Origin of the sequence: Paenibacillus sp. PvP094 (assembly GCF_040546835.1) — a bacterium.
GTDB classification, from domain to species: Bacteria; Bacillota; Bacilli; order Paenibacillales; family Paenibacillaceae; genus Paenibacillus; species Paenibacillus illinoisensis.
The window spans coordinates 1,662,679-1,688,108 of record NZ_JBEPOM010000001.1; the positions used below are offsets into that span (position 1 = coordinate 1,662,679).

The following is a 25,430-nucleotide window of genomic DNA, read 5'->3' on the forward strand; positions in this document are numbered from 1 at the left end:
GAGCGGCGGTTTTCATCTGTAGGGACTAAATCACCCGTACAGCATGAGTCGCCGCTTCACATCTGGAGAACGGAGGCTTCGCCTACATGGGCAAATTGGATTTTGATGTATTGTTCAAGCATTCCGATCGTTTCCTGGAGGGATTCCTCAATACGATTCAAGTAAGCATCATGGCTTTGATCGGCAGTTTTATCCTTGGAGCAATCATGGCAATCTTCCGGATATCCCCCATCAAGCCGCTCAATTGGATCGGTACGGCTTTTGTGGAATTTATTCGAAATATTCCGCTTCTGCTGGTCGTGTTCTTCTTTTACCTTGGACTGCCCTCCCTTGGCATTTCACTGGACGGGTTTGTCTCCGGTACGCTAGGTCTTACCATCTACACGGCAGCTTTTATTGCAGAGGCCATCCGGGCAGGCATTCAGACCGTCCCCCGGGGACAGCTGGAGGCCGCTAGATCTTCAGGTTTGTCCTACGTACAGGCCATGAACCTGATCATTTTGCCGCAGGCAATCAAGATCGTGCTTCCATCCATCGGCAATCAATTTATTAACCTGGTCAAAAACTCCTCCATTCTTGCCGTTGTTGCCGGCATGGACCTGATGTATTTTGCCGATCTGGTCAATTCGGATACGTTCCAGCCGCTGAGCGTGTATACCATTGTTGCACTCTTCTACCTCGTATTAACGCTGCCGCTCAGTTTTCTGGTTCATTATATGGAGCGCAGGTTTGGACAGAGCGACGCCGAAGCACGAGGCAGCAAGGGCAAGCCGAAGAAAAACAAGCCGGCCGGGCAGGTTACCATGTGATTTAACCATACCACTATTCAGCCTAAGCATTACTCACAGAAGGAGGTCGATGTACTATGGACTTTAGCGGGGCTTATGCCTGGCCCAACCTTCGTTTCCTGCTGCATGGATTCCTGATCACCTTGCAGGTGGCAGGACTGTCAATCGTCTTCAGCTTTGTTCTTGGCACCGTGCTGGGTACCGTCCGGTATACGCGTATTCCGGTCCTGTCACAGATCATTGCGGTTATTGTGGATACGATTCGGAACCTGCCGCTGCTGCTGATCATCTTCTTCATTCATATTGTCCTGCCCCAGCTGGGGATTAAGATGTCCGTCTTCTGGTCCACCGTCGTTGGGCTTAGCCTGTTCGAAGGCGCCATGATCGCCGAAATCGTTCGTAGCGGTCTCAAATCGGTTGAGCGCGGACAGGTGGAAGCCGCCCGTTCCTCCGGTCTAAGTTATATGCAAACCCTGGGCAGCATCATTATGCCTCAGGCACTGCGCCGCATGTCGCCGCCGATGGTCAGTCAGTTCATCTCCCTGCTGAAGGATACGTCCCTGGCCATTATCATCTCCTTGCCGGAGCTGATGCACAACGTGCAGATCCTGGGCGGCCAGAGCTTCGATTACGTAATCCCGGCGCTCCTGCTCGCAGCGGTCTTGTATTTTGTCATCAACTACACCCTTTCCATTGTGGCCCGGCGCCTTGAGGCAAGAATGAATTGATTGGGTTAGATCTATCGAAAGGCATTGTGTATGCACATAAGAGTCCAGCTGAACACATATCTGTGTCTAACTGGACTCTTTATTATTTGCGTATTCTTTCCGATTTCATATCGCCACTCCATTTTGCCGTAATTCTTTCTGCAGCAACGCAACCGGGAGTGATAGCGGATCAAGCTGCAGCTGCACTGCCAATGCAGCGGATGTTCCGGCTGCCTCCCCCGTAGCCATGCAGCTGGGAGTCAATCTTGTCGTAGCATGGGCCTCATGCGTGGTAGAGATGCAGCGTCCTGCTGCCAGCAGGTTTCGGATATTGCTGGAGATCAGGCAGCGATATGGAATGTCGTATGCCCCATCTCCTTCAATAAATGCCGCCACTACGCCTTGACCTGAAGGATCATGTATATCAATGGGATAACCACTTCGGGCAATGACATCGTCAAACTTTCGCCCCGTAATTACGTCTTCCCTCGTCAAAGAATAATGTCCAATAATCCGTCTGGATTCACGTATGCCAATCTGGGGAGCAACTGCGGATATTGAAGCCCGCTCGAAACCAGGCACATCGCGCTGCAAAAATTCGGCAATCATGAGTACCTGCTTTCTGCCTTCCTGCTCAGCAGTGGTGAGATCCTCTGCATTGGTAGCATCCAGTCCCTGGACCCGGGTACAGTTAATCAGTACTTCATCTTCGGCCGGCCCGGTAAAAAACAACACCTGATCGCGGTTAATCGGAATACCCGACTTCTGCCATTGCGAATAAAAACCACTCACCCCGGTGAGCGGAATACGATCCAGCTCTGCGAAAGGTGTCTTGGCATAGAAATCTTCCGGATGCTCCAGAATATACTGCTTAACTCGCTCAAGGTTTACGCCGCGCATCCGAAATTTCATGGTCATGGGCTGGGACTGATGATCTCCATCCCGTCCCTTCGCGACAGCAGCACCGGCAAGATAAGCTGCATCCGCATCCCCACTGGTATCGACAAAAATCTTGGCCTTAAGCTCCAATCGGCCCGACTTGTTTGTCAATCGAACCGCCTCTACTCGATTATCCTGAACAATCACTTCATCCACGAAGCTGTGCAACAGCAGCCGAACACCTGCCTCCTGCAGCATATCGGCCGCTATCACTTGATAAATGGCCGGATGGTATGGTGTAACGGTATGCACGAAACCAACTGTATCCCGGAGATGCCCTGGAGAGCCCCCTCGCGCTTTCAGTCGGTCAACGATCTCCTGAGCAATGCCCCTGATCACCTGTTCACCGCTCTCCGTGTGAAAAGTCATCCAAGGATAAACCATAGCGGCAGTCGACATGCCGCCAACGAACCCATATCGCTCAACCAGCACAGTACGAACGCCCTGTCGTCCGGCAGCAATGGCCGCCGCTATGCCCGCAGGGCCACCCCCTACAATAACAACATCGGCTTGTTCTGTCTTCATGCTCATCCGTTCACTCATTTTTTACTCCTCCTTTCATTGATTAGCCGACTATTCTTTCAGTCCTGTCATCGCAACACCCTCAATGAATCGCCGTTGAGCCATGAAAAAGACAATCAGCAGTGGTACGGTTGCCATGACTGTGGCGCTCATCAGATATTGCCAGGCCGTACCCACTTCATCCGTGAACAGGGACAGCCCTAGCGGCAATGTCATTAGCTCGCGCGAGTTAATGAAAATCAGTGGATCAAAAAACTCATTCCAGATGGTCACAAAGGTGAAGATCGTCAGCGTCGCCATGCCGGGTTTGGCAATGGGCAGCATAATCCGCGCATATATCCGGAACCTGTTGCAGCCATCAATCATCGCCGCTTCCTCCAGCTCGGTAGGGACCGTGATGAAGAACTGCCGCATGACAAAGATACCGAATACACCGCCTGCCCCAAAGATCGGAAGCAAAATCAGCGGAAGATGTGTATCAATCCAGCCCAGCTGCCGCATGAACAGGAACATCGGAATTGCCGTCACCTCGTGGGGAATCATCATGGCACTCAGGAGGGTGAGAAATACCACATTGCGGCCCTTGAATGGTATTTTTGCAAATGCATATCCGGCAAGGGAAGCAAAGAACACCGTACCCAGCACAACCACAACAGCAATATACACACTATTAAAATAGAACCGATGAAACGGAATCAATCGAAAAACATCGACATAATTCTGAAATCGGAACGTTTCCGGTATCCACTGCGGTGGATACGTGAATATGCTCTGGGGCTCCTTGAAAGACGTAGATATCATCCAGATAAACGGTACAATCATAATCAGCGAAATCAGGGTCAGCAACAAATCCGTACCGATTGCACCCCCTGCTGTACGAACAGACGGCTTAGGCATCGCCTTCATTGAATACCCACCTCTTTCGAAGCTGCCATTGCAGCAGCGTCAGGATCAGTACGATAGCAAAGAGCACGTATGCCAGTGCGGAGGCATAGCCAAACTGAAACAGCTTGAACGCTTTTTCCCATATATAGTAGACCAGCACCTTGGTGCTATTGCTCGGACCCCCCTGTGTCATGACATAAATCTGTCCGAACACTTTGAGCGAGCCGATGACCGTCATCACCACAGTCAAAAAAACAGTAGGCGTAATCATGGGAAGCGTCACGTGAAAAAAAGTCTTCTGCCTGCCTGCACCGTCCAGTTTGGCCGCTTCGTACAGTGATCTCGGTACCTGCTGAATTGCGGCTATGAACAGTACCATATTAAGACCAACATTTTTCAGCACACTGGTGACAATAACCGCAGGCATCGCCAAATCCTGATTGTAGAGCCAGGCTGGTCCTTTGATGCCCATCATCAACAGAAGCTGATTAATCAGTCCCGACTCTGTCGCATACATAAGCTTCCATACAATTGCCCACACAATAAGTGAAGTCATGACCGGAACGAAGATGGCTGTACGGAATATTCCGATCCCACGCAGACTTTTGGATAACAGCAAAGCGAGTAGCAGCGCCAGCACAATATTCAGCGGAACAAGTCCGGCTGTGAAATATACCGTGTTTCCCAGTACTGTCCAGAACATCTTGTCTGTCATGATCTCGCGGTAGTTATCCAGCCCAATATAGTGATGATCTCCAAGCAATGGCCAATCGGTCAAACTCATATATAATGCGAGGCCCATTGGAAAGAGCAGCAGCAGAGTAAAACCAAGAACCATCGGAGATACGAAAAGCCATCCTGCAATCTGGGCCTCTCTTGCGAGCGGTCCTCTTCCTGAACGCTTGCGTGAATGGGTCAACTCTGGCCCTCCTCTCCTCATCCGTCTTCCTTCTACTTCAGTTTGTCCATGGCATTGCGAAACCCGTTTACGGCTTTTCGCAGCTGTTCCTCCGTTTTACCTGCTACGACTGCTCCGAGCATAATCGCCTTAACCCCGGTATCGTGCAGCACTTGCACATCTTTCTGCACCAGTCTCCTCTGGGAAGGGACCAACACCGGAAGCTCTGCTTGCATAACTAACCGGCGATACCGGAGGACATCTGAGAAGCTTAGCGATGTCCCATACTCTTCTCCAGGGACAATCGATGCTTCCAACGCGGTAAAACCATAATGCTTTGCCTCCTTAACCAGGGAAGGGTCGTAGTGTTCATTGATGGCGAATGTTTTATCCAGACCGAGCTCACCCAGCATGAAGGATGGTAAATGGTGAGCATATATGGAATAGAAATCAAAACCCAATCCGGAAAGCCTCGCCACATCTTCCTGTTGCGTCCCATCAAGGGTACCCGACGGGACCACTCCAAGCGGACCGTTAAATTGGGATCGGATTTCACGGAAGTTTTCAATGTATTCATCCAGCGGACCAAAATGATTTCCACTGGCGCGGTGTCCGACATTGTAATGTACTTTTAGCGCGTCAGCCCCTTCTTCAATTGCTGCCCGGGCCAGTACTGCATCATTAGCGGGCAGGCTGACCACAAGCAGCATGTGTTGTCCATTCAGCGCTTCCTCCAATTTCCCCATACCCCTGCCTCCTGTCGATATGCCGTTATTTATTATTGCAGCAGGCCTTGAATCTCTTCTTGCATCTGCTTCAGATTATCCTGAGGTGTGGCTGAGCGGGCGAATAATCGATCGAAACCCTGCAGCACTGCATTGTCGATATCCTGCCAGCGAATATGGCCCGGTATCAAGCGTGCTTTAGGCATTTCATCAATCACTGCCTGAACAATATGTTCCTTGCTAGGATTATTCGGCTGATTAATGAAAACATCCGAATTCAGTACAGAGGTCCGCGGAGGGACAAAATAAGTTGCCGTGGCCTGAATTCCCTGCTCACTAGCAAAAAACTTCAGCAGTTTCTTTGCTTCTTCGGGATGTTTGCTGTCATTAAACATGGCATATCCAGCCTGACCTAGCATGGGCACACTGCCCTGAGATCCTGAAGGCATCGGGGCAATACTCCATTCGAAGTCCATAATCTCTCTTGCTTTGGACACATAGCTGTAGTTGTCGAAGAACATACCCACATTCCCGGCATCGAAGCTCACCTGCTCACCCGCCTTCGGGTGGGACTCATCGGTAAACATCATCCGTTCAAGCAATTCCAAGGTTTGCACACCATAAGGATCATTCCAGGTGAACTGTGTCATGCCCTCATTGAATGGCCCGCTGCCATTGGACCAGGAATAGGAGGAAAGAACAGCCCAAGTCTTCCAATCGCGAAAAAAATTGGCACCGTAGATTCGGTTTGTCGCATCCTTGCTGGCAATCGTTTTGGCTGTCTCTTCAAATCGTTCCCACGTCCATTGCCCTTGAGCGGCGAGCGTGTTGGGGTCTGTAAGTCCAGCCTTGTCGAATAGCGATTTGTTGTAGAACATGACGACTGGAGGGGTTGAGAACGGCAAGCCAAGCAGTTGATCACCATCCCGAAACAGATCCAGCGTACTTGGAATATAATCATCCAATTTGAACTCTGCATCATCCTTGAATTCGGATACGTCTGCGAGAATGTGATTGGATTTAAATTGTGGAATCATCCGCTCGGAGACCCAGGCGATATCCGGTAGCGAGCCGCCGGCTGCAAGTACAGAGATTTTTTGCTGATATTCCGCAAAGGGTACGGATTCCATTGTCACCTTGATGCCCGGATTTTCCTGTGTGAAGCTATCAATCAACTTGTTATACACGTCCATGTGCGCCTGATTTCCCCACATCATGAACTTCAGTTCAATCTCTTCATCTCCTGCGGATGCATTTTCAGGATCACTGCCGGAATTGGTGCCTGCACAGCCAATTAATGCAACAATGATGAATACGAGCATAAACATCAGTCCTGCTTTTTTCATGGAAATCCCCCTCGTCGCTTAGTGATGTTCACGTGCAACCAAAGTATAGCGAAGGAATCAATGGTTCATAAATCACGCCAGCTATAGAAATGGTACGGTTTTTCAAGGACTTAGATGAAGGTCAAGTGCTACAGCTGCTCATCCGTACCGAATCGGTTCCGATATTCCCCTGCCGTCCAACCCACCTGCTGTTTGAATACCAGCATGAAGTGTTTGGGACTCTGATGACCGGACAACCTCGCTACATCATAGATTTTCAGTTGGGTGTTAACCAATAGCCATTTGGCCCGCTCCATGCGCGCCTCAGCGATGTATTCCGAATAGGTTGTCCCCGTTTCATTTTTGAAGAGCTGGCTTAGATAGGTCGGGTTCAGATGGACAAGTTCCGCTATGGTCTGCAGGCGCAGATCTCCATCAGGGTGAAGCCTGATATATTCCTTTACATCCCGAATGATCTTTCGCGTATCTCCACTGCTGCACTCGGGTTCCCCCGTTGTATCCAGTGTTTGGCTTGACGAAACGCCGTATCTTCGGTCCAGCAGCAGCTGAATTTTCTGAATGGCGGTCACCCACTCTTGGAGTTCCACCGGCTTCAGCAGGTAGTTCTGTACACCATACTCCATTGCTCTGCGTGCATACTCAAACTCGCCATAGCCGCTAATGATGATCATCAGCAGTTCGGGATACATTTCCCTTGCTTTGGATATCAGAGTCAATCCATCCATTTCCCGCATGCGAATATCTGTAATCAGCACATCAGGCACATCACTTCTCAAAAATTCAAGAGCCTCTCTTCCTCCAGAAGCTTCACCCATAACGCGAAACTCGGGAGCTGTCCGAATAATTAACTCCCGCAGCCCTTCGAGGATGACCCTCTCATCTTCCACAAGCAAAACTTTATACATGCACGTTATCCCCTTTCCCCTGCAGCGGTATAGTAATCGTGGCGGCTAGTCCCTGCCCGGGGCTTCCGTCAACGGTCAGACTGGCGCCTTGACCATAAATAAGGTGGAGTCGCTGTGCTATATTGGTAAGCCCTAATTGACCATCAGCGTTACAGCGCAGGAATTCACTTGAGGGAAGCTGGGAGAATGACTCGTTCCAATCGTCAATCTCTTCTTGGCGTAGACCTTTACCATTATCGCGAACGGTAAGCAGTAACTCTTGATCGAACTTCAAGGCCGATATCCAAATCATTCCCCCGTCCTCCTGCCCTTCCAATCCATGGTATACTGCGTTCTCCACGAGCGGCTGCAAAATCAGCTTGGGAATCAAACACTCCTGAACCTCTTCTTCAACTTCAAAAATCACCTGCAGCCTTCCGTTATAACGCACCTGTTGAATGCGTACATAAGATTCTACAAAAGCCAACTCCTCCTGAAGGAGTACGATCCGATCCACCTTATCAATTGTGTAACGCAGCAGCTTGCCCAGCGCTGTCACCATGTTGGACACTTCTGTATGCTTCCTGCGGATAGCCATCATATTAATGGACTCCAGCGTATTGTATATAAAATGAGGATGGATCTGACTTTGCAGCGCTGACAGCTCTGCTTCCCGCTCTCGAATACCGAGTAGAAACACTTCGTTAAACAAGCGGTGAATCTCATCCATCATCCGGTTAAACCCCCGGCTGATCTGCCCGAATTCATCACTGCCGAAGCTTGCCACACGCTGGGTAAAGTCACCCTGCTCCACGCGAATCATATTTTGCTTCAGGCTGATTAAAGGCCTTGTTACACGATAGGATATAAGAGCCGCCAGAATGGCTACACCCGCCATGCACAGAACAGCGAACCCAAACGTGAACGTAAGCATCTCACCTGATTCCTTTTGAATGACAGAAATGGGTGTAAGACTAATGACCGATAGCCCGGAATAATTCGAGTGGTGCCGTACATACAGATAGGGACTCCCGTCCATTACCACCTTTTGATTTCCGGCATAGCCTTGAAGCTGCTCATGCTGTAACAGTTGATTGTACGCGGATCGTCCACCAAGTGAAGTTCGCTCAAACACAAGACGCTGCTTGCTGTCCACAATCATGAGACTCGCATTTTCCTCAAAATTCAGATTGGATAACAGCTGGCGGAAGGCATCCAGCCGGATATCAATCAGAATATATCCAAGCCGTTTGAGGGTGCCTGGATCACGAATCTCTCGGGCAACGGAGATATAGGCTTCTTCATTCTTGCCTGTGTAATAACTTGGATGATGCGGAGGGAGCAGTCGCCACTCCCCCTCTGAGCCGCCAAGCTCTGCAAACCAATCATCCTGCCTACTGTCCCATACCGGCTTCACCGCCAATGAATCCAGATTGGAGAACAGGATGCCACTGTTTGAGATTAGGTGGATGCCTCGAATCTCCGGGCGATCATAGGCTTGACCCGAAGTATAGAGCTTCATCTTCAAGTAATCGTCGGATCTTGCCCAGGTGGCTGTTCCCATTGGCGCGTTGTATTTCCCCAGAATACCCAGCACGGTCTGATCATAGAGCGGCAGGAGCGATATACGCTCGAAGTCCTTCAACAGCCGATTCAGATTCGTGTTAATCTGGCGGATGATATCAATGGTGAACTGCTCCGTTTTGCGGTCAATTGTCTGTGAGAAATGGTAATAGTTGACCAACCCCTGCAAACTCAGCGGAAGCAAAGTGAGAACCAAAAACAATACCAGCAGCTTGGTGCGCAGGTTCAAGTTTCTTTTTAAACAACCTTGTACTTTGACCATTCACGGATCCCTCCCACTCCTGTCATTTGAGAATCATCTTCGAAATTGCTAGATATAATTGGCGTTTATCATATCCAGTTTCAACGATGGCTGACTATCCTGCCAACATCGGGATTGGTATGGAATTTCAAGATGAAATCCTCACTTCAAAGAAAACAAAAAAAAGCCGACTGTATTGCTCTACAGTCGACTATTTCTATGAATGAATCCACTCAATAAGACGGGCAGTCAGTTTCCATTGATTGTCCAGTGGATGGTATAGCCCTTCGTCTTTTTTCCAGACTAAAAAACCGACTGCATTATGCAATCGGCTGTCTGTTCATATATTGTTGTTTTCTATATTTGAAACGGTTATATTCATTGATCAGTTCGTCCAGTACCATGGATTGTTGAAGGACTTTGTTGTCTTGCATGCCATGATGCTCCGCCAAACGACTTAATTCTTGCCTGTTCCGTTCAATCTGGTCTACAACCTGACTTGGTCCTTTCATAGCATGCACCCCCTTCTTTATAGACCATTTTAGGATAGTTTGCCAAAAAATTCATATTTTATTCCTTTGCAAATCAAAAAGTTTATTTGCAGAGGGTATTCATTCATTACCAAGCAATTTGCAACAATTCAAGATATAGACTAAAGACTAACCAACATTAGGTGTTTAACCGCATTCACATTCCACATCTTGTATAGAATTAAACGATTATTTTCACTTATGGATTTCTATTAACGGTCTCTTACCGGAAGATAACTATTAACATCTCTCAATTCCTATTATTGATTCATATTAGAATACATTCACAAAAGAGCGTCCATTTCCTAAATTCGGAAAGAACGCTCGTCCACATTTTAACAACATCTATACACGAACCAAAGGCTTTTTAATATCCACCTGTACCGTGACTGGATACAGAACTTCTCATGGAATCCATAGGGTTAATCATACCCGTAATCAAAAGGATTGAACTAAACAGCATTAATACTAACATGGCTTTTTTTAGCATATCGACCATAAACCTCCTTGATAAGATTTGAGTAATTTAGCTTCACAGATTCAGTCGCTTGATTCCTGTATTCTTCGAATAAACCTACACAGTAAATGATTGTAGAGTCATCTTTGATTTTGTGAGCTGATGCCAAACAAGTCATTAGACTCCTAAATCCTTCTTCATATCTTTCCTTAGATAGCTGATAGAACGCTAATTCTGCCCAAAACTTGGTGTACCTATCATCTTTGACTTGAACAACATAGCTCGTTTCGTGATTGCCTTCCTCATATAAAAGATGAATATATAGATCAAACCTCCTGAGGGCGTGGTCTACATTCAAATTGTATAGATTTGCAGCTTCCATAACCTTAACCAACCCAAGAAGTGTTTCATTTTCGTCTTCATCGATAAAATCCAAATAGGAATTTAAGGCTTCGTAATCACCCAACATCAGTTTATAAAGGTAGGAATTAACTTCCGCCCAATCCTTAAATCTTTTAATAAATATAAGATCCTCTGCTGTAGGGTCATCAACAACAACATTGGAGTACAGCGTTGTAAGATTCAAAGCCTTTTCGTAATTTCCCCGCTCGCCCCACACATTAGACATCAATAAGTGCGCATAAGATCTATAGGTGAATAGAGGGTGCTTGGAAACTCTATGGTTATCTAAACCTTTTTTCTTCGTTTGATATTGTTCCAAAAATCCAACTCGCTGCTCTAGTTCACCAGCTAATTGAAATACCTTATCCCAGTGGCGCAATCCACTATATGTATTAGCCAATTCCCTGATTGCGTCCAGCTGTCGCTCTTCATCCAGCCGGTTAATATACGGCTCGAAGTGAACTGCGGCCCTGAGATTCTCATGCTGGTCCTGGCCAAGAGACAAGGTGAAGATGCGATAATGGCATAGTGCCAGACGTTCGGAGTGCTGGTACTTCTCACACTCGGCGACACATTCGTACAGCATTCGCGCAGCCTTCTTCTGATCACGTTCGAGCATATATTCCGCAAGTTCGAACAATTCGGACACATAGGAGCGGTCATCCGTCACTTGCTGAATTACCCTCTGTATGCAGTCCAGCTTGTCCAACTCAGCGCAGCGTTGCAGGAACGGCTCCAGCCTTCTCCAGTGCGGTGCGGACTCCACAAAACATTCAGCACCATATATTTCGTAGAAGTGTCCCTCTTCCAGCTTCATGCCCTGGGTGATGAGGTCCAATTGAGCCATGGCGATCGGCCGTGTACCTTTGATAATTGCACTTAACGTCCCGGCATTAACCCCCGATATATCAGCAAAGTATTGAAGGGTATACCCCTGTTTCCTGATGTAATCCTCAATATTTGAGCGTATCGTAGTTGTAGGTTCCATGTCTCCCACCTCCACAATGAAAATCCAGAAATTTGAATTTCTATGATAAGTACAATTTTAATCCTAAATTTTACAGCGGTCAATAAAAATCGTGGCAATTTCCTGCACATTTAGACATTTATATTGAATATATTTCGTCTTATAGAAAAAATCCATTAGAAGAATCGAAACGGACATGTTACAGTAAGTTCAATTCATAATATCCTACTATTTCCATAGGATTAAACAACACAGACTGGCCAATCCAGTTCAAGGAGAAGTTCAGATGAAATTTGCCTTGTTTAGCCTCATGATGAACCTGCCTAATGCGGTCACTGGCGAAGCACTCACGACACAGCAGAAATTCCACAACATTCTGGAGCAAGCCAGACTGGCCGAGCGTTTGGGTTTCGATGCGTACGGGATTGGTGAGCGGCACGGGGCACCTTTTCTGTCCTCTTCACCTCCAGTTGTATTGACTGCTATAGCTGCAGCTACCTCACGTATCCGGTTGCTAACCACAGTCACTGTTCTAAGCGTACTGGATCCGGTGCGGGTTGCAGAGGATTATGCAACGCTGGATCAGTTATCTGGTGGACGGCTGGAGATGATCATCGGGAAAGGCAATGACCCCCGGCACTATCCGCTGTTTGGCATTCGTGAAGAAGAACAGTGGGTTTCCCTTGCTGAACGTTATGAATTGCTGAAGCGCCTGTGGACGGAGGAGAACGTATCCTGGCAGGGAACGTATCGGCCTCCCCTTCATGAGGTTACCACTTGGCCGAGACCACTTCAGCAATCCATACCAATCTGGCATGGCAGCGCGTCGAGTACACTCTCTACTGAACTGGCAGCGAAATATGGTGAGCCGCTCTTCACTTCGAATTCTTTTCATCCCCAGGCTAAATACAAAGCATTGATTGACCATTATCGGGAACGCCTCGATTATTATGGTCATGATGCAAGCCGCGCGGTGATCGGATCGGGAGCAGGCAGCCTATATCTGGCAGATACTCGTGAGGAAGCGATTCGTCGCTACACACCTTACTATAATGCTTTTCATGCTACCGCCGCCGCACAGCATAACCAGTCACCCTTCACAGATCTGGAAGATAACATTGCACGTGGCCCCGTACTTATTGGTAGTCCGGAACAGGTCATTGAGAAAATTATGAATTACCATGCCGCGTTTGGACATCAGGTGCTGAGCATTAGTGTGGATGGACTCAGTCATAGTGAGCAGCTAGAGCAAGTGGAGCGCTTTGCCCAAGACGTAGCACCTGTATTGCGACGAGAATTGCCGAGTGCGGTATGGAACGATCCCCCCGTTTTAAGCCAGCAATCTCCTTCCTCTGCCTCCGACACTTCTGCTTCTTGGCCCTCAGCCATCTCTCCCCTATTTCAGGTATGACGCAGCCTCGCTAGATACGCCTTCATACAGGGTGATTCATGAGAATCGCCCTTCTCCCCTTTAGCTTTCGTTCTTTCTCTCCGCTTAATCGGACTTCATCCCTGCAAATAGTGAATCCAATAGTCGCTGTACAAACTCAGGATCCATTGGTTCCCCCGTCACTAACATGCGATAGAACACCGGCCCGTAGATCATGTCGATACACAAACCGATATCCAGGTCACTCTTTAATTCGCCCCGCGTTACTCCCTTTTCAATAATTCCCCAAGCTTCACGCCGACGAGGCTGAATATATCTGGTCCGGTATTCTACCGCAAGACCTGGATCTGACTGCCCTTCTCCGATAATCTCTGTAATGGCCTTTCCGTCCTGGCTGGTCAAAAATTGAATCATATTACTCGCATGAATACGTACATCCTCAAATACCGATCCTGTATCCGGGACAGGTAATCTTGCTGTCATGGCCGACATGTATCCATCCATGATGACAGCCCCCTTATTGGGCCACCATTTATATATGGTTGCTTTGCTCACTTGCGCTCGCTCAGCTATCTTTTCAACCGTAATCGCGGCAAAGCCGTGTTCCAGCAATAACTCATAGGCAGCTACCAAAATGGCATTCTGGGTTTCCATGTTGCGGGGACGCCCTCTTTTGGCTGTCATTTAAACCAACCCCTCCTTGTTTCTAACCATACATTTCATTTCTATTTTCTTAAAAACGATACGTTCATTATACTAAATTGCCCTCCATATAAACAATTTGACCCTTCGACAATGCTGATTATCTCAAATAATTTGTTTGCACCTATTTACAATACTAAACGTTTAGTTTATTATATGTTTGTAATTAGTGAACGAACTGTTTAGAAAATAAGGATTCCAGCTGCATCGACTCATACTGAGTAGTCATTTAATACCATGTGGAGGATGATAATCATGAACATGAAAAACGATGTGCAAGCAAGACAGGTTCCCCGTTGGCTGGTTTTCCTTTTGGCTGCGGCATGCGGACTCATTGTGGCTAATCTGTACTACGCACAGACCGTAATCGGGCCGATCAGTGATTCAACAGGATTGTCGTCAGCTGCGGCAGGGTTAATCGTAACGTTAACACAAATTGGATATGTCATCGGACTGCTGTTTATCGTACCGCTCAGTGACATTATGGAGAATCGGCGGCTCGTAACTTCCTTTCTGGTATTACTGGTCGTTGCCTTGGCTGCAGCAGCGCTCTCCACTCATGCTGTATTATTTCTAACATCCTCTCTGGTTATCGGTGTAGGTTCCGTGGTTGCCCAGATTCTCGTACCCTACGCGACTTACCTTACTTCGGAAGAACAGCGCGGGCAGGTCGTAGGCAATGTCATGAGCGGCCTTCTTCTTGGCATCATGCTGGCTCGCCCGGTGGCAAGCTTCATTACGGATGCTTTTGGTTGGCAGGCTGTCTTTATCTTCTCCGCTATCGTTATTACACTGCTCGCTCTGCTATTATCACGCGCTCTTCCTGTACGCAAGCCTCAACCTGCAATGAAATATGGTCAGCTCATTGTTTCACTGGGTACCCTGTTTAAAACTCTGCCCATGCTGCGCCGCCGGGCACTGTATCAGGCCAGCTTGTTTGGTGCCTTCAGTCTCTTCTGGACCACTGTACCCCTGCGGCTGGCGAATGATTTTGACATGACCCAGCAAGGCATTGCCTGGTTTGCCCTAGCCGGGGTGGGCGGGGCCATTGCGGCTCCTATCGCGGGCAGATGGGCAGACAAAGGCCTGACCCGGATATTGACCGGTCTCGCCATGGTGATTGCTGTTCTATCCTTCGGCCTTGCGTACGTGTTTCAGGGACATTCGACTGCTGAGCTGGTTCTGCTGGTCATTGTTGCCATTACGCTCGACATGGCAGTCTCGGGCAATCTCGTTCTGGGACAGCGCGTCATCTACTCCCTTGCTGGTGAAGCGAGAGGACGGGTGAACGGAATCTTCATGTCGATCTTCTTTATTGGAGGTGCCATTGGTTCCTCTATTGGAAGCTGGTCTTACGCATCAGGTGGCTGGAGTCTGACGACACTGATCGGCCTGATCATGCCGCTGCTGGCCCTCGGTTACTATTTCACTGAAAAGAAACCCGGCATTGTCAGCAACTCATAACTGCATCCCGTGACAACAGGAAAGAGGGCAGCCTAATCTCCGGATTAGAGCTGCCCCCTTTTTTTTCAGACCAAAATAGGCAAATGCTTGGTCACATCGTACTCGACTAACGGCTCACCTGTGCGCAATCTGTGCACAAGATCGGGATTAGCAATATAAGGCCGACCGAAGGCAGCAAGATTAATGACCCCATCATTCAGACCTTCTTCTGCCATGTGAATATCGAGATCCCCCACTCCAATAATGGTGTGCTCCCACTGTTCCCTGATCATCTCATGAAAGGTCTTCTCTCCCGCCCAGACTCTTGTATATTGATCTGTTGAAGGATGAAGAATCGTAATACCGGTCTCACGGAACAGGTTAAGATAAGCATTAATCATGCCAGCCTTATCTGTCCATACATAGGAAGGGTCATCATCCTTCTTCTCGGAAAATCGGATTGATATGCGATCCACGCTGATTTCTTTTTCTACTGCCAGGATGATTTCTCTCAAAAAACGTAATCTCCCCTGAATCCCGCCTCCATATTCGTCGGTTCTTTGATTCGTTTTCTCATTGATGAACTGATCAATTAAATACCCATGAGCTGCATGCAGCTCAATTCCATCGAATCCGGCCAACACTGCATGACGGGCAGCGATCTGAAAATGATGAATTGTACTCTGAATATCCTGTGTGCGCATCGTTTCAGGAATCTGATATGGCTTGTGCAACTTATGCACCTTCCCCTCAGCCTGAATACTTGAAGGCGCCTGCGGTGTTCTTCCAATGAGGTCAGAGTGGGACAATCTACCGACATGCCAGAGTTGGGCAATGATCGTCCCGCCCTGTCTGTGAACGGCCTCAGTTACCTTTTGCCATGAGATCGCTTGCTCTTCCGTATACAAACCGGGTATGCCATACGTTCCTTTTCCAGCCAGACTAGGGTTAATCCCTTCCGTAATAATCAGACCTGCACCATCTCGTGCACGTTGCTCATAATAGGCCACCATCTCCTCTGTCACCGTACCATCCGCATCATTCGCAAATCCTCTTGTTAACGGCGCCATCACAATACGATTTCTTAGCTCCCACTGATTGATCTTAACCGGATTGAGTAAATTAAAAAGATTATTCATGCCATCCCTTCTCTCATCGTGATTAAGGATATTGTAGGCCGGCTCAGACATATCGTAAAATGATTAAAATATATAGAAGTATCACTACGAGAGATATCTCATGTCCATTTATTTATATTTGAAGAGATTCCACAATCAGGAGGCAAACCCATGGAATTATCCGATATCGATATTATTCTAGCCGTCGGACGGTCAGGTAAAATCTCGCAAGCCGCCAAAGAACTGAACTATGCCCAGTCTAATGTCACTACACGCATCAAAAAGCTGGAGCAGGAGTATGAGGTACAACTATTCAACCGATTCCACAAGGGTGTGGTGCCCACAGCCAAAGGAGAACAGTTTATTAAATATGCTGAACGCATTCACAATCTGCTGCACGACCTGGAAGAGGATATGAAGGATATTGGGCAACCATCCGGTACATTAAAAATAGGAATCGTGGAGACGGCTGCTTCAAGCCGCTTCATGGAAATTCTGAACGAATACCAAATTGCACATCCAAAGGTATCCATCTCGCTAGTGAACGCCACCGCTCCAAAAGTGCTTCGCCACAAAATACAGACTAATGAAATTGATGGCGCGTTTATCAGTGGTGCCTGTGTTAAAGAAGGGTTAAGAGTGGAATATGAAATGCAAGACACTGTGCACATTATTTCTAAACGAACGGAGACACCCATTGAGAGCCTGTGCCAGGTCTCATGGGTAGTGTTCCCTCAGGGCTGCCCCTACCGTGAAATTACGGAAATGTTCTTAGAGGAAGAAGGGTTATCTGCCCGCAATATGATTGAAGTCAGTACGATGGAGAACTTGCTCAGCTGTGTAGAATCCGGCATTGCATATACGATTATGCCTTGCAGCGTGATCCATAAGAAACCGGATGCGTACGCTGTACATGATCTAGCCGAGCAGTTTTCCCATACCACAACTACCTTTGTACGTGGGGAGGGACGGTATGTCAGTACCGCATTGGATGAATTCATTAAGCTGCTGAATCAGAAATGCATTACATTCTAAGATCCGCGTTATACTTTCTTTAGAATTAACCAGTATCCTTGGGTTATGGATTTCAACACATCATTCATACGGAGGATACACATTATGAACCTGAAACATCGTTTTATTCAAAAAACAGCCGTACTCGGCATGGCTATTGCCATGATTGCTGGCTCCGCTTCGGCAGGAGCCTCACCTATAGCTAAGGAGCAATGGGTGCAGGAGCATGCCCATGAGATCACATCCCTGACCTCGGACAACTACAGTGACCTTGCCTTTCTGAAGCCATTGCTGCAGGACAAGAAAGTAGTTAGCCTGGGAGAGAACTTTCACCGGGTTGCCGAATACAGTGCAATCAAAACGCGCATGATCAAATTTTTGCATGAAGAACTCGGCTATGATGTCATTGCCTTCGAATCCGGCATGGGGGATGCAGCCGTTGCCTATGAACAAGGAGCAAACCTGACGCCTGCCCAGATGATGGAGCTGTCCATTTTTCCGATCTGGCACTCGCAGGAGACACTTGGCCTCTACGAATACATTCAGGAGCAGAGCAAGACGGATCATCCACTGATTCTGGCAGGATATGATATGCAGTTTACGACCGGGTACTTAACCCAATTTATCAGTGACTGGATTGGCAGTCTGGATCCTGCCAGAGGCAAGCAGTTCTATGCGTTTGAGATGCAGGGCATCACGAATTTGTATGCTGTCCTTAACAAATATGGTATCGACAGCGACAACAATCCCGAATTCAAGGCGGCCATCCATCAAGTGAAGGATGCTTATGCCCCGCAGTACGAGGAATTGGTTCAATGGATCACCGAGCATAAGCAGGAACTCGTAAAGTCATTCCCGGACAACCCGAAACTGGCTGACATGATGATCCGTGTGCTGAAGGACCGGAGCAAATTTATCGAGATGGCTGCCTACGACACTCGAGAGAGTTACGAATTCCGCGACCGTGCCATGGCCGATAATCTGGAGTGGCTAATGGACGTCATGTATCCAGGTAAAAAATTCATTCTTTGGGCTCACAATGACCATCTCGCCAAGAGCACATCGTCCATTCTCAATCCCCCAATCGGAGAAAGTAACGGAAACTCCGGATTGTGGCAATCCAGCTTCAAAAGCATGGGTGAAATGATGCATGAGAAGCTGCAGGATGACATGTATGTGATCGGGCTTTATATGAATGAAGGACAAGCGAGCGAGATTTCCACAGGCCAAACGTTTGATATCTCTCCGATGCCTCGCGGCAGTCTGGAGTATACCTTAATGAAATCCGGCTACCGTAATACATACATTGATCTCTCCGAAGCCAAAGACGCTACAGGTGCTGCAGCCTGGTTGTCCCGCCCGGTCTTTGCAGCAGAGGATGGCATGGTGGATGAAGTCATTCATCCGATGTCGATGAACTTCATTCCGACTGAACAATATGATGGCATTCTGTTAATCGACAAAGTCAAAGCACCAACGACCACCTACAAAGGCGGCTTCAAGGATCAAATGCAGCAGCAAAAGTAAACCAATACGCTGTAACAGGGTAACATATCAAAAAAAGAGGCAGATATTCCTTTCGGGATACCTGCCTCCTTGGCTATCTTTTTAACTCATTCCGCCTGTATGAATCTCATAGGTTCCTTCTGGACTTACCCACGTAGTCGGCGGGCACTCAGTGCGTGATGACCTTGCTGCAGGAAGGTGCTGCGTGTATTCTTCATCAGCTCAATTCGGCGTTCAGCCAAACGGTCTGCAGCAATATACGTTGCAATGCCTTCGGTACGGGAGGTTTCGAAAATTTTCTCCAAACTGGTGTAAATTTCTCCGATCTTGCTCCACGCACGCTCCGAGTTATAACCATTCAATTCGTCTGCGATGTTGATGACTCCGCCTGCATTAATAACATAATCCGGAGCATAAACGATACCTCTCTCATGCAAAATGTCACCATGACGTGGTTCCAGCAGCTGGTTGTTGGCGCAGCCTGCAACCACCTTGGCTTTGAGCGTTTTGAGTGTATCGTCATTAATCGTTCCGCCCAGTGCACATGGTGCATAGATGTCACATTCGACCCCGGTAATTTCCCCCGGATCAACAGCCGTTGCCCCGAAGCGATCCACTGCTTGCTTCACGGAATCCTTGTGAATATCCGTCACAATCAGGCGGGCACCTTCTTCGTACAAATACTTGCACAGACTCATGGCTACGTTGCCGACACCTTGAACGGCAACGATTTTGCCTTCCAGCAGATCCGTGCCAAAGGCCTCTTTTGCCGCTGCCTTCATCCCCCGGTACACTCCCCAGGCCGTAGCAGGAGATGGGTTCCCGGACGACCCGTAGCTTGGCGATATGCCTGTTACATAATCCGTTTCCTGATAGATCAGGTTCATGTCTTCCTCCGAAGTCCCCACGTCTTCTGCAGTTACATAACGCCCATTCAGACCTTGAATGTACCTGCCGAATGCACGGAACATCGCTTCGTTCTTGTCGCGGCGCGGGTCGCCGATAATCACAGCTTTACCGCCGCCAAGATTCAAGCCGGATACGGCATTTTTATATGTCATCCCCCGTGAAAGGCGCAGTGCGTCCTCAATAGCAGCCTCTTCAGAAGCATACGTCCACATCCGAGTACCGCCGAGTGCAGGGCCGAGTGTTGTATCGTGAATGGCGATGATCGCCTTTAACCCGGAAGCTTTGTCCTGACACAGGACCAGTTCCTCATAATCATGCTGCTCCATTACTTCAAACCAACTCATGTTTAACCGTCTCCTCCAACCATTTTTGCGAGTAATTCACAAGGCTTCTGTATCTTTGCCATCCTCTATTGTACCTAGATAAGCTCAGAATGTGCAAAATCACATCACTATGTAAGACGAAAACGAAGCTAGGGAGCCTCCTATCGCCTATCGTTAATGAATGGTCTCAACGACATTAATGGGATGCAAATCCCCGTCTACGGCAAAAGATGCTTGTCCCGTTTCTTCGGAAACAACCAGTACAACGGCATCTGTCAGTTCACTTAGCCCCAGTGCGGCACGGTGACGTGTTCCCATTTTACGTTCCCCTGCTGCAGCCTGGGACAGTGGGAGCACATTGCCTGCGGAGACGATCTGGTTGCCGCGGATCAGAACTGCCCCGTCATGCAGTGGTGCACCGGGGATAAACAAGGATTCAAGCAGCGCATGGGTCACTCGTGCATCCACAGCAATACCCGAATGGATGATAGGTTCCAGAGGGATTTCGCGTTCAATGACGATAAGAGCACCATATCTGCGATCGGACAGATGCTGTACGCTTGCCGTCAGCTCAGCAAATTTTTCGGTGAAGGGAGACAGGTAACAATCCAGATAAAAGGAAGAGGCGAGCACCTCAATCTGCTTGATCTCGGTACGAATTTCAGCGAATTGTCCAAGCAGACAGACACTATCATTGTCAAAACGGGATAACGTCCGATTCATCCGATCCGCTACACGATGCAAATCTTCCTTTAGCCTCTGTCTCATGGACGAACTGTCACAGTCTGCTTGCCGTGTCATTATTTACCGCCTCTCCTTCTGGATTGATGCCAACATAGTTAACCTATACGTTTCCCGCGGTACGATTCATTTATACAAGTCGCATCCTTGCCCTGTTTCAGCAATCAGGAAAAGCCTGCTTGCAACGTTAACGTCACAAACAGGCTTCAGTACAGGTAAGCAGCTACTAAGTTTCTACCTTAAGGTGTAACGGCGCCATAAGAACCATTCTTGAACGTCGTTGGATCGTACCATTTATATCCTGCAGCCGGAGCAGCCCATGGCTCAAGCTGTGGTTCTGTGGAGTTAGCCGGAGTCTCTATGGCAAGCAGGCTCGTCGGTGTGTCCAATGTCAGGCCAGATACCTGCGACAGACTCGTATAGCTTTCTTTTACCGCAAGCCATTTTACCGTGTTAACCAGGAACGTGCCATCGTCCACTTCCTTGAATCCGTCATAGGTTTTCTTGGAGGCTCCCGTTTCTTCTCGCAAATATTTGGGAGTCGCATCTTCCACCGGTGAGGAATCGCCGATAAATGCTGCTTTGCCTGCGCCTACCTTGGCAATGGCTGCATATGCGCCTTCAGCACGTCCGCCGCCATTGTACACGCCCTGATCCACGGCGTTGCCCCATTTGGATACACCGCTTGGCACATAAACCAATCCCTTGGCTTTGTTCGGATCAATGATGGCCAAAGTAGATCCGGCATGCATCGCCACCGCATTTACACCACTTGTAATTCCGAATGACTGTGATGGAGCCACAATATCGGTGGCATTGACGTCACCCAGTGCATTGTAGCGGAAACGGATGCCGAAGTTGCTTGCCAGCCAGTCAGAGCTCGTAACTCCCTGCATCGCTGGAGATTCGGCTTCTGCCGAGGACATGCCTTTGGCCGGGTTCAGGAACGCTCCACGGCGGTATCCATTAAACACCTCGGAGGAATCCCAGCGGTTTTTGTTTCGGTCTGCATTATAGTGATCGGAGATGAAAAAGACGCTGCCACCGTTCTGTACGTATTGCAGCAGGGCAGCCTGCTCCGTTGCTTTAAACGGCACGTTGGCTTCGCCAATGACGAAGACATCATAATCTTTTAATGCATTGTAGGTGATGGCCTGCTCACCAAAAGTATACGGGATGCTGCGCTCAAGCTGATCCACGGCAAAGCCTGCGTTTCTAAGCCCGTTCGCGAAGTCTGAAAATGCCCCATCAATGATCCAGTCCGCTGCGCCAGCTGTTTGGGCATGGGTATTATCGAACAAAACCTTCTTGCCTGTACCATCAGGCAGTGTCGTCCCTGGGCCTGGTTCTGGGTCAGGATTGGTTGTTCCGGTAGAGAGTGTAATTGAGGTTGGGTTTTTGAGTCCTGCATAGCTGTTGTATGCACCAAGTGTTCCGGTTACGATGACCTTTTTGCCTACAAGGCTCGGATTGGAAGCAAGTCCATACTGTGAGCGGAATGAAGAGGAAACTTGTACGTCCAGCAATTTTGCGTTGGCCTTCTCTGACGGAGACTCCGCGATCAGGAAGTTAAAATCATTGGCGTAAGGAGATGTAAACTTGGCTGTAAGTGAGCCGGTAGCATGTCCAACAATATAACCCTCTACTGTCGCCGTTCCTCCACCACTCTGAGCAGCTATAGCCTGCGATACAGTAAGCGGTGCTGCCGCAGCCTGTGCCGGACCCTGTGAACCTGGCCCCAGCAGTGCTGTTGCCGTCAGAATGAAAATTAGGAATGCTCCGATCCAGTGCTGCCATAACGCCTTCTTCATGTTCTCCTTCTCCTCCTCGGATTTACCTTTTAATGGGTTGTCCACTTTAATTTAATCCTTCACATGATGAATTCCTCTTTGTTTATGTAAAATTTTTGAAAAAAGTTTGCTCCGTTGCGCAACTGCCCATACTGTTTACCAAAAGCATGATAAAGGAGAACATGTACCATGAGATTTCTATTTTTGCTGCTTCTAATCATTGTCCCGCTCGTGATGGTCCTTCTAGCTCTTCGTTTCCGAACGGTCATAAAGTTATTTCATGCCCTGGCTCTTATATGTTTCTATAGTGCTGCCACGGTCATTGCCGGAGATGTGTATGCCACAAATGCACATATGACCACATTTACAACCGAAATTCATCATTTTCTGCTGAATGGCTGGTTCCTCTATCCGTCGGCTTATTTGGGCGCATACATTCCGTTTCTGTTATGGATAAGTCTTTTTTCGAAAAAAAATAATGGTTAATCTGTTTCTCAACGTTGCTTTTTCGCTGTGTTCGTAGCATAATACATGTATACGTGATAATGATTATCATTCTTGAGGTTGTCTCTTATTCACAATTGAACTTTACATGAATTATCGATCATATAGCTAAAGGGGAACGAACATCAAATGAATACAACACTGCAAAAGACTTCACTGCAGCTTGACGATTATCTGGATCTTCTGAACCTGGCCATCACCTTGGGTGATACGAAGTGGCAGAAGGAAATCGTCCGCAAATTGGCTTATACTTATCCATCGGTTCCATGCAAACAACCACAATAACACCTTTTCGATAACTCATGAGGGATTCAGATCTGAATCTGCTTCATGAGTTATTTTTTGTTTTAATAATCCACTCGATACAGGTAAAATGAACTTAATTATCGCCCAAGGGAGTGAACGACATGTTAGCAGAGACAGAACGACTGATTTTACGAGAGATCGGCTTGGACGACTGGGAAAGTATACATACGTACACCATTTCACCTGAAGTAACCCAGTACACAGCATGGGGACCCAACACGGAACAAGATACAACTGCGTACATCGAACAGGTTCTGCAAGCGCAACAGGAACAGCCTAGATCCCAATTCGATCTTGCTGTCTGCCTGAAAACAGATGGAACACTGGTTGGCAGCGTTGGCATATACACGGAGGGCACCAATGCGGAGATGGGTTATGTGATGAATCCACAGTATCAGGGAAGAGGCTATGCCGCTGAGGCAAGCCAGGCGCTGCTGGGTTTGGGCTTCAACACCCTCGGTGTACATCGGATCTACGCCAAATGCCGGCCGAATAACAAGGCTTCGGAGCGAGTCATGCAGAAGATCGGCATGGAGTACGAAGGCCTGATGCGGGAGCATTGGTTTTACAAGGGAGCATTTCACGATTCGTTGGTCTATTCGATCCTCGCCAGGGAATATGCTCAACTCGAAAAAGCTGATATCGGTTAATACCGATATCAGCTTTTTTCATCTCCGTAACGACCCCAATCGCCAGTGAAGATTGATCTGTGATCCATGACTATGGTGAGACTAAAGGCGACATAACTCTACTGGACAGCTCGGGAACGTAGGACACCCACACATGCAGCGCAATGCGGCTAGATCGCGAATCATCAGTTTGCCATCCAGTGTGTCCAGTGTTCCTTGTTCTTTCCAGGCCCCCAGCATCCGTGTAACACTCTCCCGAGTAGCTCCAATCATCTCCGCAAGCTCCGTATGGTTCAGCTTCATCTCAAGTACGATCCCCTCAGGAGTGATTTTGCCATACGAGTTGCTGGCACGGATCAGTGTCGAAGCCAAAGCCCCAGCCTTGCCATAGAGCAGCAGATCCCGGAAACGCGATTGGGTAATCCGCTGTGAAAGTGCCATCCATTGCAGGAATTTCAAGGCAAGGTCCCCATGTTTGCTAAGCACGCTTTCCAGATCACTGAGCGAGATGATCGCGAGTTCGCCTTTCTCCGTCATCTCTGCACTGTAGCTGTGATTCTGGCCGCCAATGCCACCAAATTCCCCGATTAGGTCCCCTTTTTGCTGAATCGACAAAATGATTTCCTTGCCATCTTCCGTCGATTTGGTCATTTTCACGCGTCCCGAACGAATGTAGTACAGATATCCGGCTTCATCGCCTTCCAGAAAGAGACTATACCCCGACTTCACCCGTTTGGGCTGCATTTTTTCCTCAATCCAGGCCCACTGTTCAGCTGTTACGAACGAAAGTATTCCACCTGTCTCTCGTGTCATTTTGCTTCCCTCCGTTTTACGTTCTGTCGCTTGGGTTGTTCTTTCTGTAAATATCGTACCCATCACTTTCGTCCCCCTCGTGTTTCCTTATGAATCTATCTTATCGCGAAACCGGCCTGAACGTTATCGGGGGATTACCTGAACCTGGCTGAGAAATTCCCTGAATTTGCTGTGAGAAAAGTCACATCCTATGAAGTCATACGCATGTTGTGATATGGTAAAGTTCTTGCTGTGTACGGATTGAGGCCTTACGTTAACCAAGATCAGTATTTTGCAGAACCGAAATAGGGGGATTCCCTGAATTACAACTCAGACGAATGGGACTACAATAGAACTACCGTATAAACTTATATTTCATGACACCTTG

Annotated in this window: 24 protein-coding genes; 9 read left to right on the top strand and 15 right to left on the bottom strand. The window is 48.1% G+C overall.

Annotated features, from left to right (window positions below; translation table 11 throughout):
* Window positions 1-86 precede the first annotated feature (86 nt).
* The gene (locus tag ABIC22_RS07690) at window positions 87-809 is read left to right on the top strand and encodes an amino acid ABC transporter permease (RefSeq protein WP_354479889.1); all 723 of its coding nucleotides are present in this window, start codon (window positions 87-89) and stop codon (window positions 807-809) included.
* A gap of 56 nt (window positions 810-865) precedes the next feature.
* The gene (locus tag ABIC22_RS07695) at window positions 866-1,516 is read left to right on the top strand and encodes an amino acid ABC transporter permease (protein WP_095361619.1); all 651 of its coding nucleotides are present in this window, start codon (window positions 866-868) and stop codon (window positions 1,514-1,516) included.
* A 105-nt stretch (window positions 1,517-1,621) separates the two neighbouring features.
* Here the strand turns inward: ABIC22_RS07695 and ABIC22_RS07700 are convergent, their stop codons facing one another.
* The 9 genes from ABIC22_RS07700 to ABIC22_RS07740 form a co-directional block, all read right to left on the bottom strand.
* Entirely contained in the window at window positions 1,622-2,977 is a 1,356-nt protein-coding gene (locus ABIC22_RS07700; protein ID WP_354479891.1) for an FAD-dependent oxidoreductase, read from the bottom strand.
* 30 nt (window positions 2,978-3,007) lie between these two features.
* Entirely contained in the window at window positions 3,008-3,853 is an 846-nt protein-coding gene (locus tag ABIC22_RS07705; RefSeq protein WP_483312581.1) for a carbohydrate ABC transporter permease, read from the bottom strand.
* The gene (locus ABIC22_RS07710) at window positions 3,846-4,760 is read right to left on the bottom strand and encodes a carbohydrate ABC transporter permease (protein WP_261780136.1); all 915 of its coding nucleotides are present in this window, start codon (window positions 4,758-4,760) and stop codon (window positions 3,846-3,848) included. The genes ABIC22_RS07705 and ABIC22_RS07710 overlap by 8 nt, the downstream gene beginning before the upstream one ends.
* A 32-nt stretch (window positions 4,761-4,792) precedes the next feature.
* The gene (locus ABIC22_RS07715; RefSeq protein WP_354479897.1) at window positions 4,793-5,485 is read right to left on the bottom strand and encodes a beta/alpha barrel domain-containing protein; all 693 of its coding nucleotides are present in this window, start codon (window positions 5,483-5,485) and stop codon (window positions 4,793-4,795) included.
* Window positions 5,486-5,517: 32 nt separating this feature from the next.
* Window positions 5,518-6,810: an ABC transporter substrate-binding protein gene (locus ABIC22_RS07720; RefSeq protein WP_354479900.1), complete on the bottom strand. Its 1,293-nt coding sequence runs from the start codon at window positions 6,808-6,810 to the stop codon at window positions 5,518-5,520.
* A gap of 128 nt (window positions 6,811-6,938) precedes the next feature.
* Window positions 6,939-7,715 carry a response regulator transcription factor gene (locus ABIC22_RS07725; RefSeq protein WP_354479903.1) on the bottom strand — a complete coding sequence of 259 codons (777 nt, stop codon included), beginning with the start codon at window positions 7,713-7,715 and terminating at the stop codon, window positions 6,939-6,941.
* Window positions 7,708-9,540, bottom strand: a complete 1,833-nt coding sequence (locus tag ABIC22_RS07730; RefSeq protein ID WP_127539103.1) for a cache domain-containing sensor histidine kinase — start codon at window positions 9,538-9,540, stop codon at window positions 7,708-7,710. Before ABIC22_RS07730 ends, ABIC22_RS07725 begins: the two co-directional genes overlap by 8 nt.
* A 299-nt stretch (window positions 9,541-9,839) precedes the next feature.
* The gene (locus ABIC22_RS07735; protein ID WP_127539102.1) at window positions 9,840-10,031 is read right to left on the bottom strand and encodes an aspartyl-phosphate phosphatase Spo0E family protein; all 192 of its coding nucleotides are present in this window, start codon (window positions 10,029-10,031) and stop codon (window positions 9,840-9,842) included.
* Window positions 10,032-10,501: 470 nt separating this feature from the next.
* A complete protein-coding gene (locus ABIC22_RS07740) occupies window positions 10,502-11,896 on the bottom strand; it encodes a transcriptional regulator (protein ID WP_354479907.1) in 1,395 nt (464 codons plus the stop codon).
* Between the two features lie 265 nt (window positions 11,897-12,161).
* Here ABIC22_RS07740 and ABIC22_RS07745 point away from each other — a divergent pair, with 265 nt between their 5' ends.
* Entirely contained in the window at window positions 12,162-13,286 is a 1,125-nt protein-coding gene (locus ABIC22_RS07745) for an LLM class flavin-dependent oxidoreductase (protein WP_354479910.1), read from the top strand.
* Between the two features lie 84 nt (window positions 13,287-13,370).
* Here the strand turns inward: ABIC22_RS07745 and ABIC22_RS07750 are convergent, their stop codons facing one another.
* Window positions 13,371-13,949 carry a TetR/AcrR family transcriptional regulator gene (locus tag ABIC22_RS07750; RefSeq protein ID WP_354479913.1) on the bottom strand — a complete coding sequence of 193 codons (579 nt, stop codon included), beginning with the start codon at window positions 13,947-13,949 and terminating at the stop codon, window positions 13,371-13,373.
* Between the two features lie 273 nt (window positions 13,950-14,222).
* On the opposite strand from ABIC22_RS07750, the gene ABIC22_RS07755 reads away from it, so the two are divergent.
* On the top strand, window positions 14,223-15,431 hold the full coding sequence (locus ABIC22_RS07755) for an MFS transporter (RefSeq protein ID WP_483312532.1): 1,209 nt from the start codon (window positions 14,223-14,225) through the stop codon (window positions 15,429-15,431).
* A 65-nt stretch (window positions 15,432-15,496) separates the two neighbouring features.
* Here the strand turns inward: ABIC22_RS07755 and ABIC22_RS07760 are convergent, their stop codons facing one another.
* Window positions 15,497-16,549, bottom strand: coding sequence for an oxidoreductase (locus ABIC22_RS07760; RefSeq protein ID WP_154896496.1), 1,053 nt, complete (start codon window positions 16,547-16,549; stop codon window positions 15,497-15,499).
* 150 nt (window positions 16,550-16,699) lie between these two features.
* On the opposite strand from ABIC22_RS07760, the gene ABIC22_RS07765 reads away from it, so the two are divergent.
* A complete protein-coding gene (locus ABIC22_RS07765) occupies window positions 16,700-17,563 on the top strand; it encodes a LysR family transcriptional regulator (protein ID WP_127539097.1) in 864 nt (287 codons plus the stop codon).
* Between the two features lie 84 nt (window positions 17,564-17,647).
* Complete coding sequence (locus ABIC22_RS07770) at window positions 17,648-19,069, top strand: erythromycin esterase family protein (RefSeq protein WP_354479918.1); 1,422 nt, start codon at window positions 17,648-17,650, stop codon at window positions 19,067-19,069.
* Window positions 19,070-19,194: 125 nt separating this feature from the next.
* Here ABIC22_RS07770 and ABIC22_RS07775 read toward each other — a convergent pair whose 3' ends face one another.
* From ABIC22_RS07775 to ABIC22_RS07785, 3 genes are all read right to left on the bottom strand, one after another.
* Complete coding sequence (locus ABIC22_RS07775; RefSeq protein WP_095291585.1) at window positions 19,195-20,301, bottom strand: Glu/Leu/Phe/Val family dehydrogenase; 1,107 nt, start codon at window positions 20,299-20,301, stop codon at window positions 19,195-19,197.
* A gap of 153 nt (window positions 20,302-20,454) precedes the next feature.
* On the bottom strand, window positions 20,455-21,081 hold the full coding sequence (gene cdaS, locus ABIC22_RS07780) for a sporulation-specific diadenylate cyclase CdaS (RefSeq protein ID WP_354479921.1): 627 nt from the start codon (window positions 21,079-21,081) through the stop codon (window positions 20,455-20,457).
* Between the two features lie 179 nt (window positions 21,082-21,260).
* Window positions 21,261-22,832: a DUF6359 domain-containing protein gene (locus ABIC22_RS07785; protein ID WP_354479924.1), complete on the bottom strand. Its 1,572-nt coding sequence runs from the start codon at window positions 22,830-22,832 to the stop codon at window positions 21,261-21,263.
* Window positions 22,833-23,000: 168 nt separating this feature from the next.
* Here ABIC22_RS07785 and ABIC22_RS07790 point away from each other — a divergent pair, with 168 nt between their 5' ends.
* The 3 genes from ABIC22_RS07790 to ABIC22_RS07800 all read left to right on the top strand — a co-directional run bounded on the left by ABIC22_RS07790 (window position 23,001) and on the right by ABIC22_RS07800 (window position 24,271).
* Complete coding sequence (locus tag ABIC22_RS07790; protein ID WP_354479927.1) at window positions 23,001-23,297, top strand: hypothetical protein; 297 nt, start codon at window positions 23,001-23,003, stop codon at window positions 23,295-23,297.
* Window positions 23,298-23,444: 147 nt separating this feature from the next.
* Window positions 23,445-23,600 carry a hypothetical protein gene (locus tag ABIC22_RS07795; RefSeq protein ID WP_164764295.1) on the top strand — a complete coding sequence of 52 codons (156 nt, stop codon included), beginning with the start codon at window positions 23,445-23,447 and terminating at the stop codon, window positions 23,598-23,600.
* 122 nt (window positions 23,601-23,722) lie between these two features.
* Window positions 23,723-24,271, top strand: coding sequence for a GNAT family N-acetyltransferase (locus ABIC22_RS07800; RefSeq protein ID WP_354479930.1), 549 nt, complete (start codon window positions 23,723-23,725; stop codon window positions 24,269-24,271).
* Window positions 24,272-24,352: 81 nt separating this feature from the next.
* Here ABIC22_RS07800 and ABIC22_RS07805 read toward each other — a convergent pair whose 3' ends face one another.
* Window positions 24,353-25,126: a Crp/Fnr family transcriptional regulator gene (locus tag ABIC22_RS07805; RefSeq protein WP_261780133.1), complete on the bottom strand. Its 774-nt coding sequence runs from the start codon at window positions 25,124-25,126 to the stop codon at window positions 24,353-24,355.
* Window positions 25,127-25,430 lie beyond the last annotated feature (304 nt).

Excerpts from the sequence above, each read along its gene's own strand:
- ABIC22_RS07745 (WP_354479910.1), top strand. The coding sequence starts at position 12,162 with ATGAAATTTGCCTTGTTTAGCCTCATGATGAACCTGCCTAATGCGGTC.
- ABIC22_RS07725 (WP_354479903.1), bottom strand. The coding sequence starts at position 7,715 with ATGTATAAAGTTTTGCTTGTGGAAGATGAGAGGGTCATCCTCGAAGGG.
- ABIC22_RS07750 (WP_354479913.1), bottom strand. The coding sequence starts at position 13,949 with ATGACAGCCAAAAGAGGGCGTCCCCGCAACATGGAAACCCAGAATGCC.
- ABIC22_RS07700 (WP_354479891.1), bottom strand. The coding sequence starts at position 2,977 with ATGAGTGAACGGATGAGCATGAAGACAGAACAAGCCGATGTTGTTATT.
- ABIC22_RS07740 (WP_354479907.1), bottom strand. The coding sequence starts at position 11,896 with ATGGAACCTACAACTACGATACGCTCAAATATTGAGGATTACATCAGG.
- ABIC22_RS07805 (WP_261780133.1), bottom strand. The coding sequence starts at position 25,126 with ATGGGTACGATATTTACAGAAAGAACAACCCAAGCGACAGAACGTAAA.
- ABIC22_RS07705 (WP_483312581.1), bottom strand. The coding sequence starts at position 3,853 with ATGCCTAAGCCGTCTGTTCGTACAGCAGGGGGTGCAATCGGTACGGAT.
- ABIC22_RS07695 (WP_095361619.1), top strand. The coding sequence starts at position 866 with ATGGACTTTAGCGGGGCTTATGCCTGGCCCAACCTTCGTTTCCTGCTG.
- ABIC22_RS07715 (WP_354479897.1), bottom strand. The coding sequence starts at position 5,485 with ATGGGGAAATTGGAGGAAGCGCTGAATGGACAACACATGCTGCTTGTG.
- ABIC22_RS07730 (WP_127539103.1), bottom strand. The coding sequence starts at position 9,540 with ATGGTCAAAGTACAAGGTTGTTTAAAAAGAAACTTGAACCTGCGCACC.
- ABIC22_RS07770 (WP_354479918.1), top strand. The coding sequence starts at position 17,648 with ATGAACCTGAAACATCGTTTTATTCAAAAAACAGCCGTACTCGGCATG.
- ABIC22_RS07775 (WP_095291585.1), bottom strand. The coding sequence starts at position 20,301 with ATGAGTTGGTTTGAAGTAATGGAGCAGCATGATTATGAGGAACTGGTC.
- ABIC22_RS07735 (WP_127539102.1), bottom strand. The coding sequence starts at position 10,031 with ATGAAAGGACCAAGTCAGGTTGTAGACCAGATTGAACGGAACAGGCAA.
- ABIC22_RS07720 (WP_354479900.1), bottom strand. The coding sequence starts at position 6,810 with ATGAAAAAAGCAGGACTGATGTTTATGCTCGTATTCATCATTGTTGCA.
- ABIC22_RS07755 (WP_483312532.1), top strand. The coding sequence starts at position 14,223 with ATGAACATGAAAAACGATGTGCAAGCAAGACAGGTTCCCCGTTGGCTG.
- ABIC22_RS07795 (WP_164764295.1), top strand. The coding sequence starts at position 23,445 with ATGAATACAACACTGCAAAAGACTTCACTGCAGCTTGACGATTATCTG.
- ABIC22_RS07800 (WP_354479930.1), top strand. The coding sequence starts at position 23,723 with ATGTTAGCAGAGACAGAACGACTGATTTTACGAGAGATCGGCTTGGAC.
- ABIC22_RS07765 (WP_127539097.1), top strand. The coding sequence starts at position 16,700 with ATGGAATTATCCGATATCGATATTATTCTAGCCGTCGGACGGTCAGGT.
- ABIC22_RS07785 (WP_354479924.1), bottom strand. The coding sequence starts at position 22,832 with ATGAAGAAGGCGTTATGGCAGCACTGGATCGGAGCATTCCTAATTTTC.
- ABIC22_RS07690 (WP_354479889.1), top strand. The coding sequence starts at position 87 with ATGGGCAAATTGGATTTTGATGTATTGTTCAAGCATTCCGATCGTTTC.
- cdaS (WP_354479921.1), bottom strand. The coding sequence starts at position 21,081 with ATGACACGGCAAGCAGACTGTGACAGTTCGTCCATGAGACAGAGGCTA.
- ABIC22_RS07760 (WP_154896496.1), bottom strand. The coding sequence starts at position 16,549 with ATGAATAATCTTTTTAATTTACTCAATCCGGTTAAGATCAATCAGTGG.
- ABIC22_RS07790 (WP_354479927.1), top strand. The coding sequence starts at position 23,001 with ATGAGATTTCTATTTTTGCTGCTTCTAATCATTGTCCCGCTCGTGATG.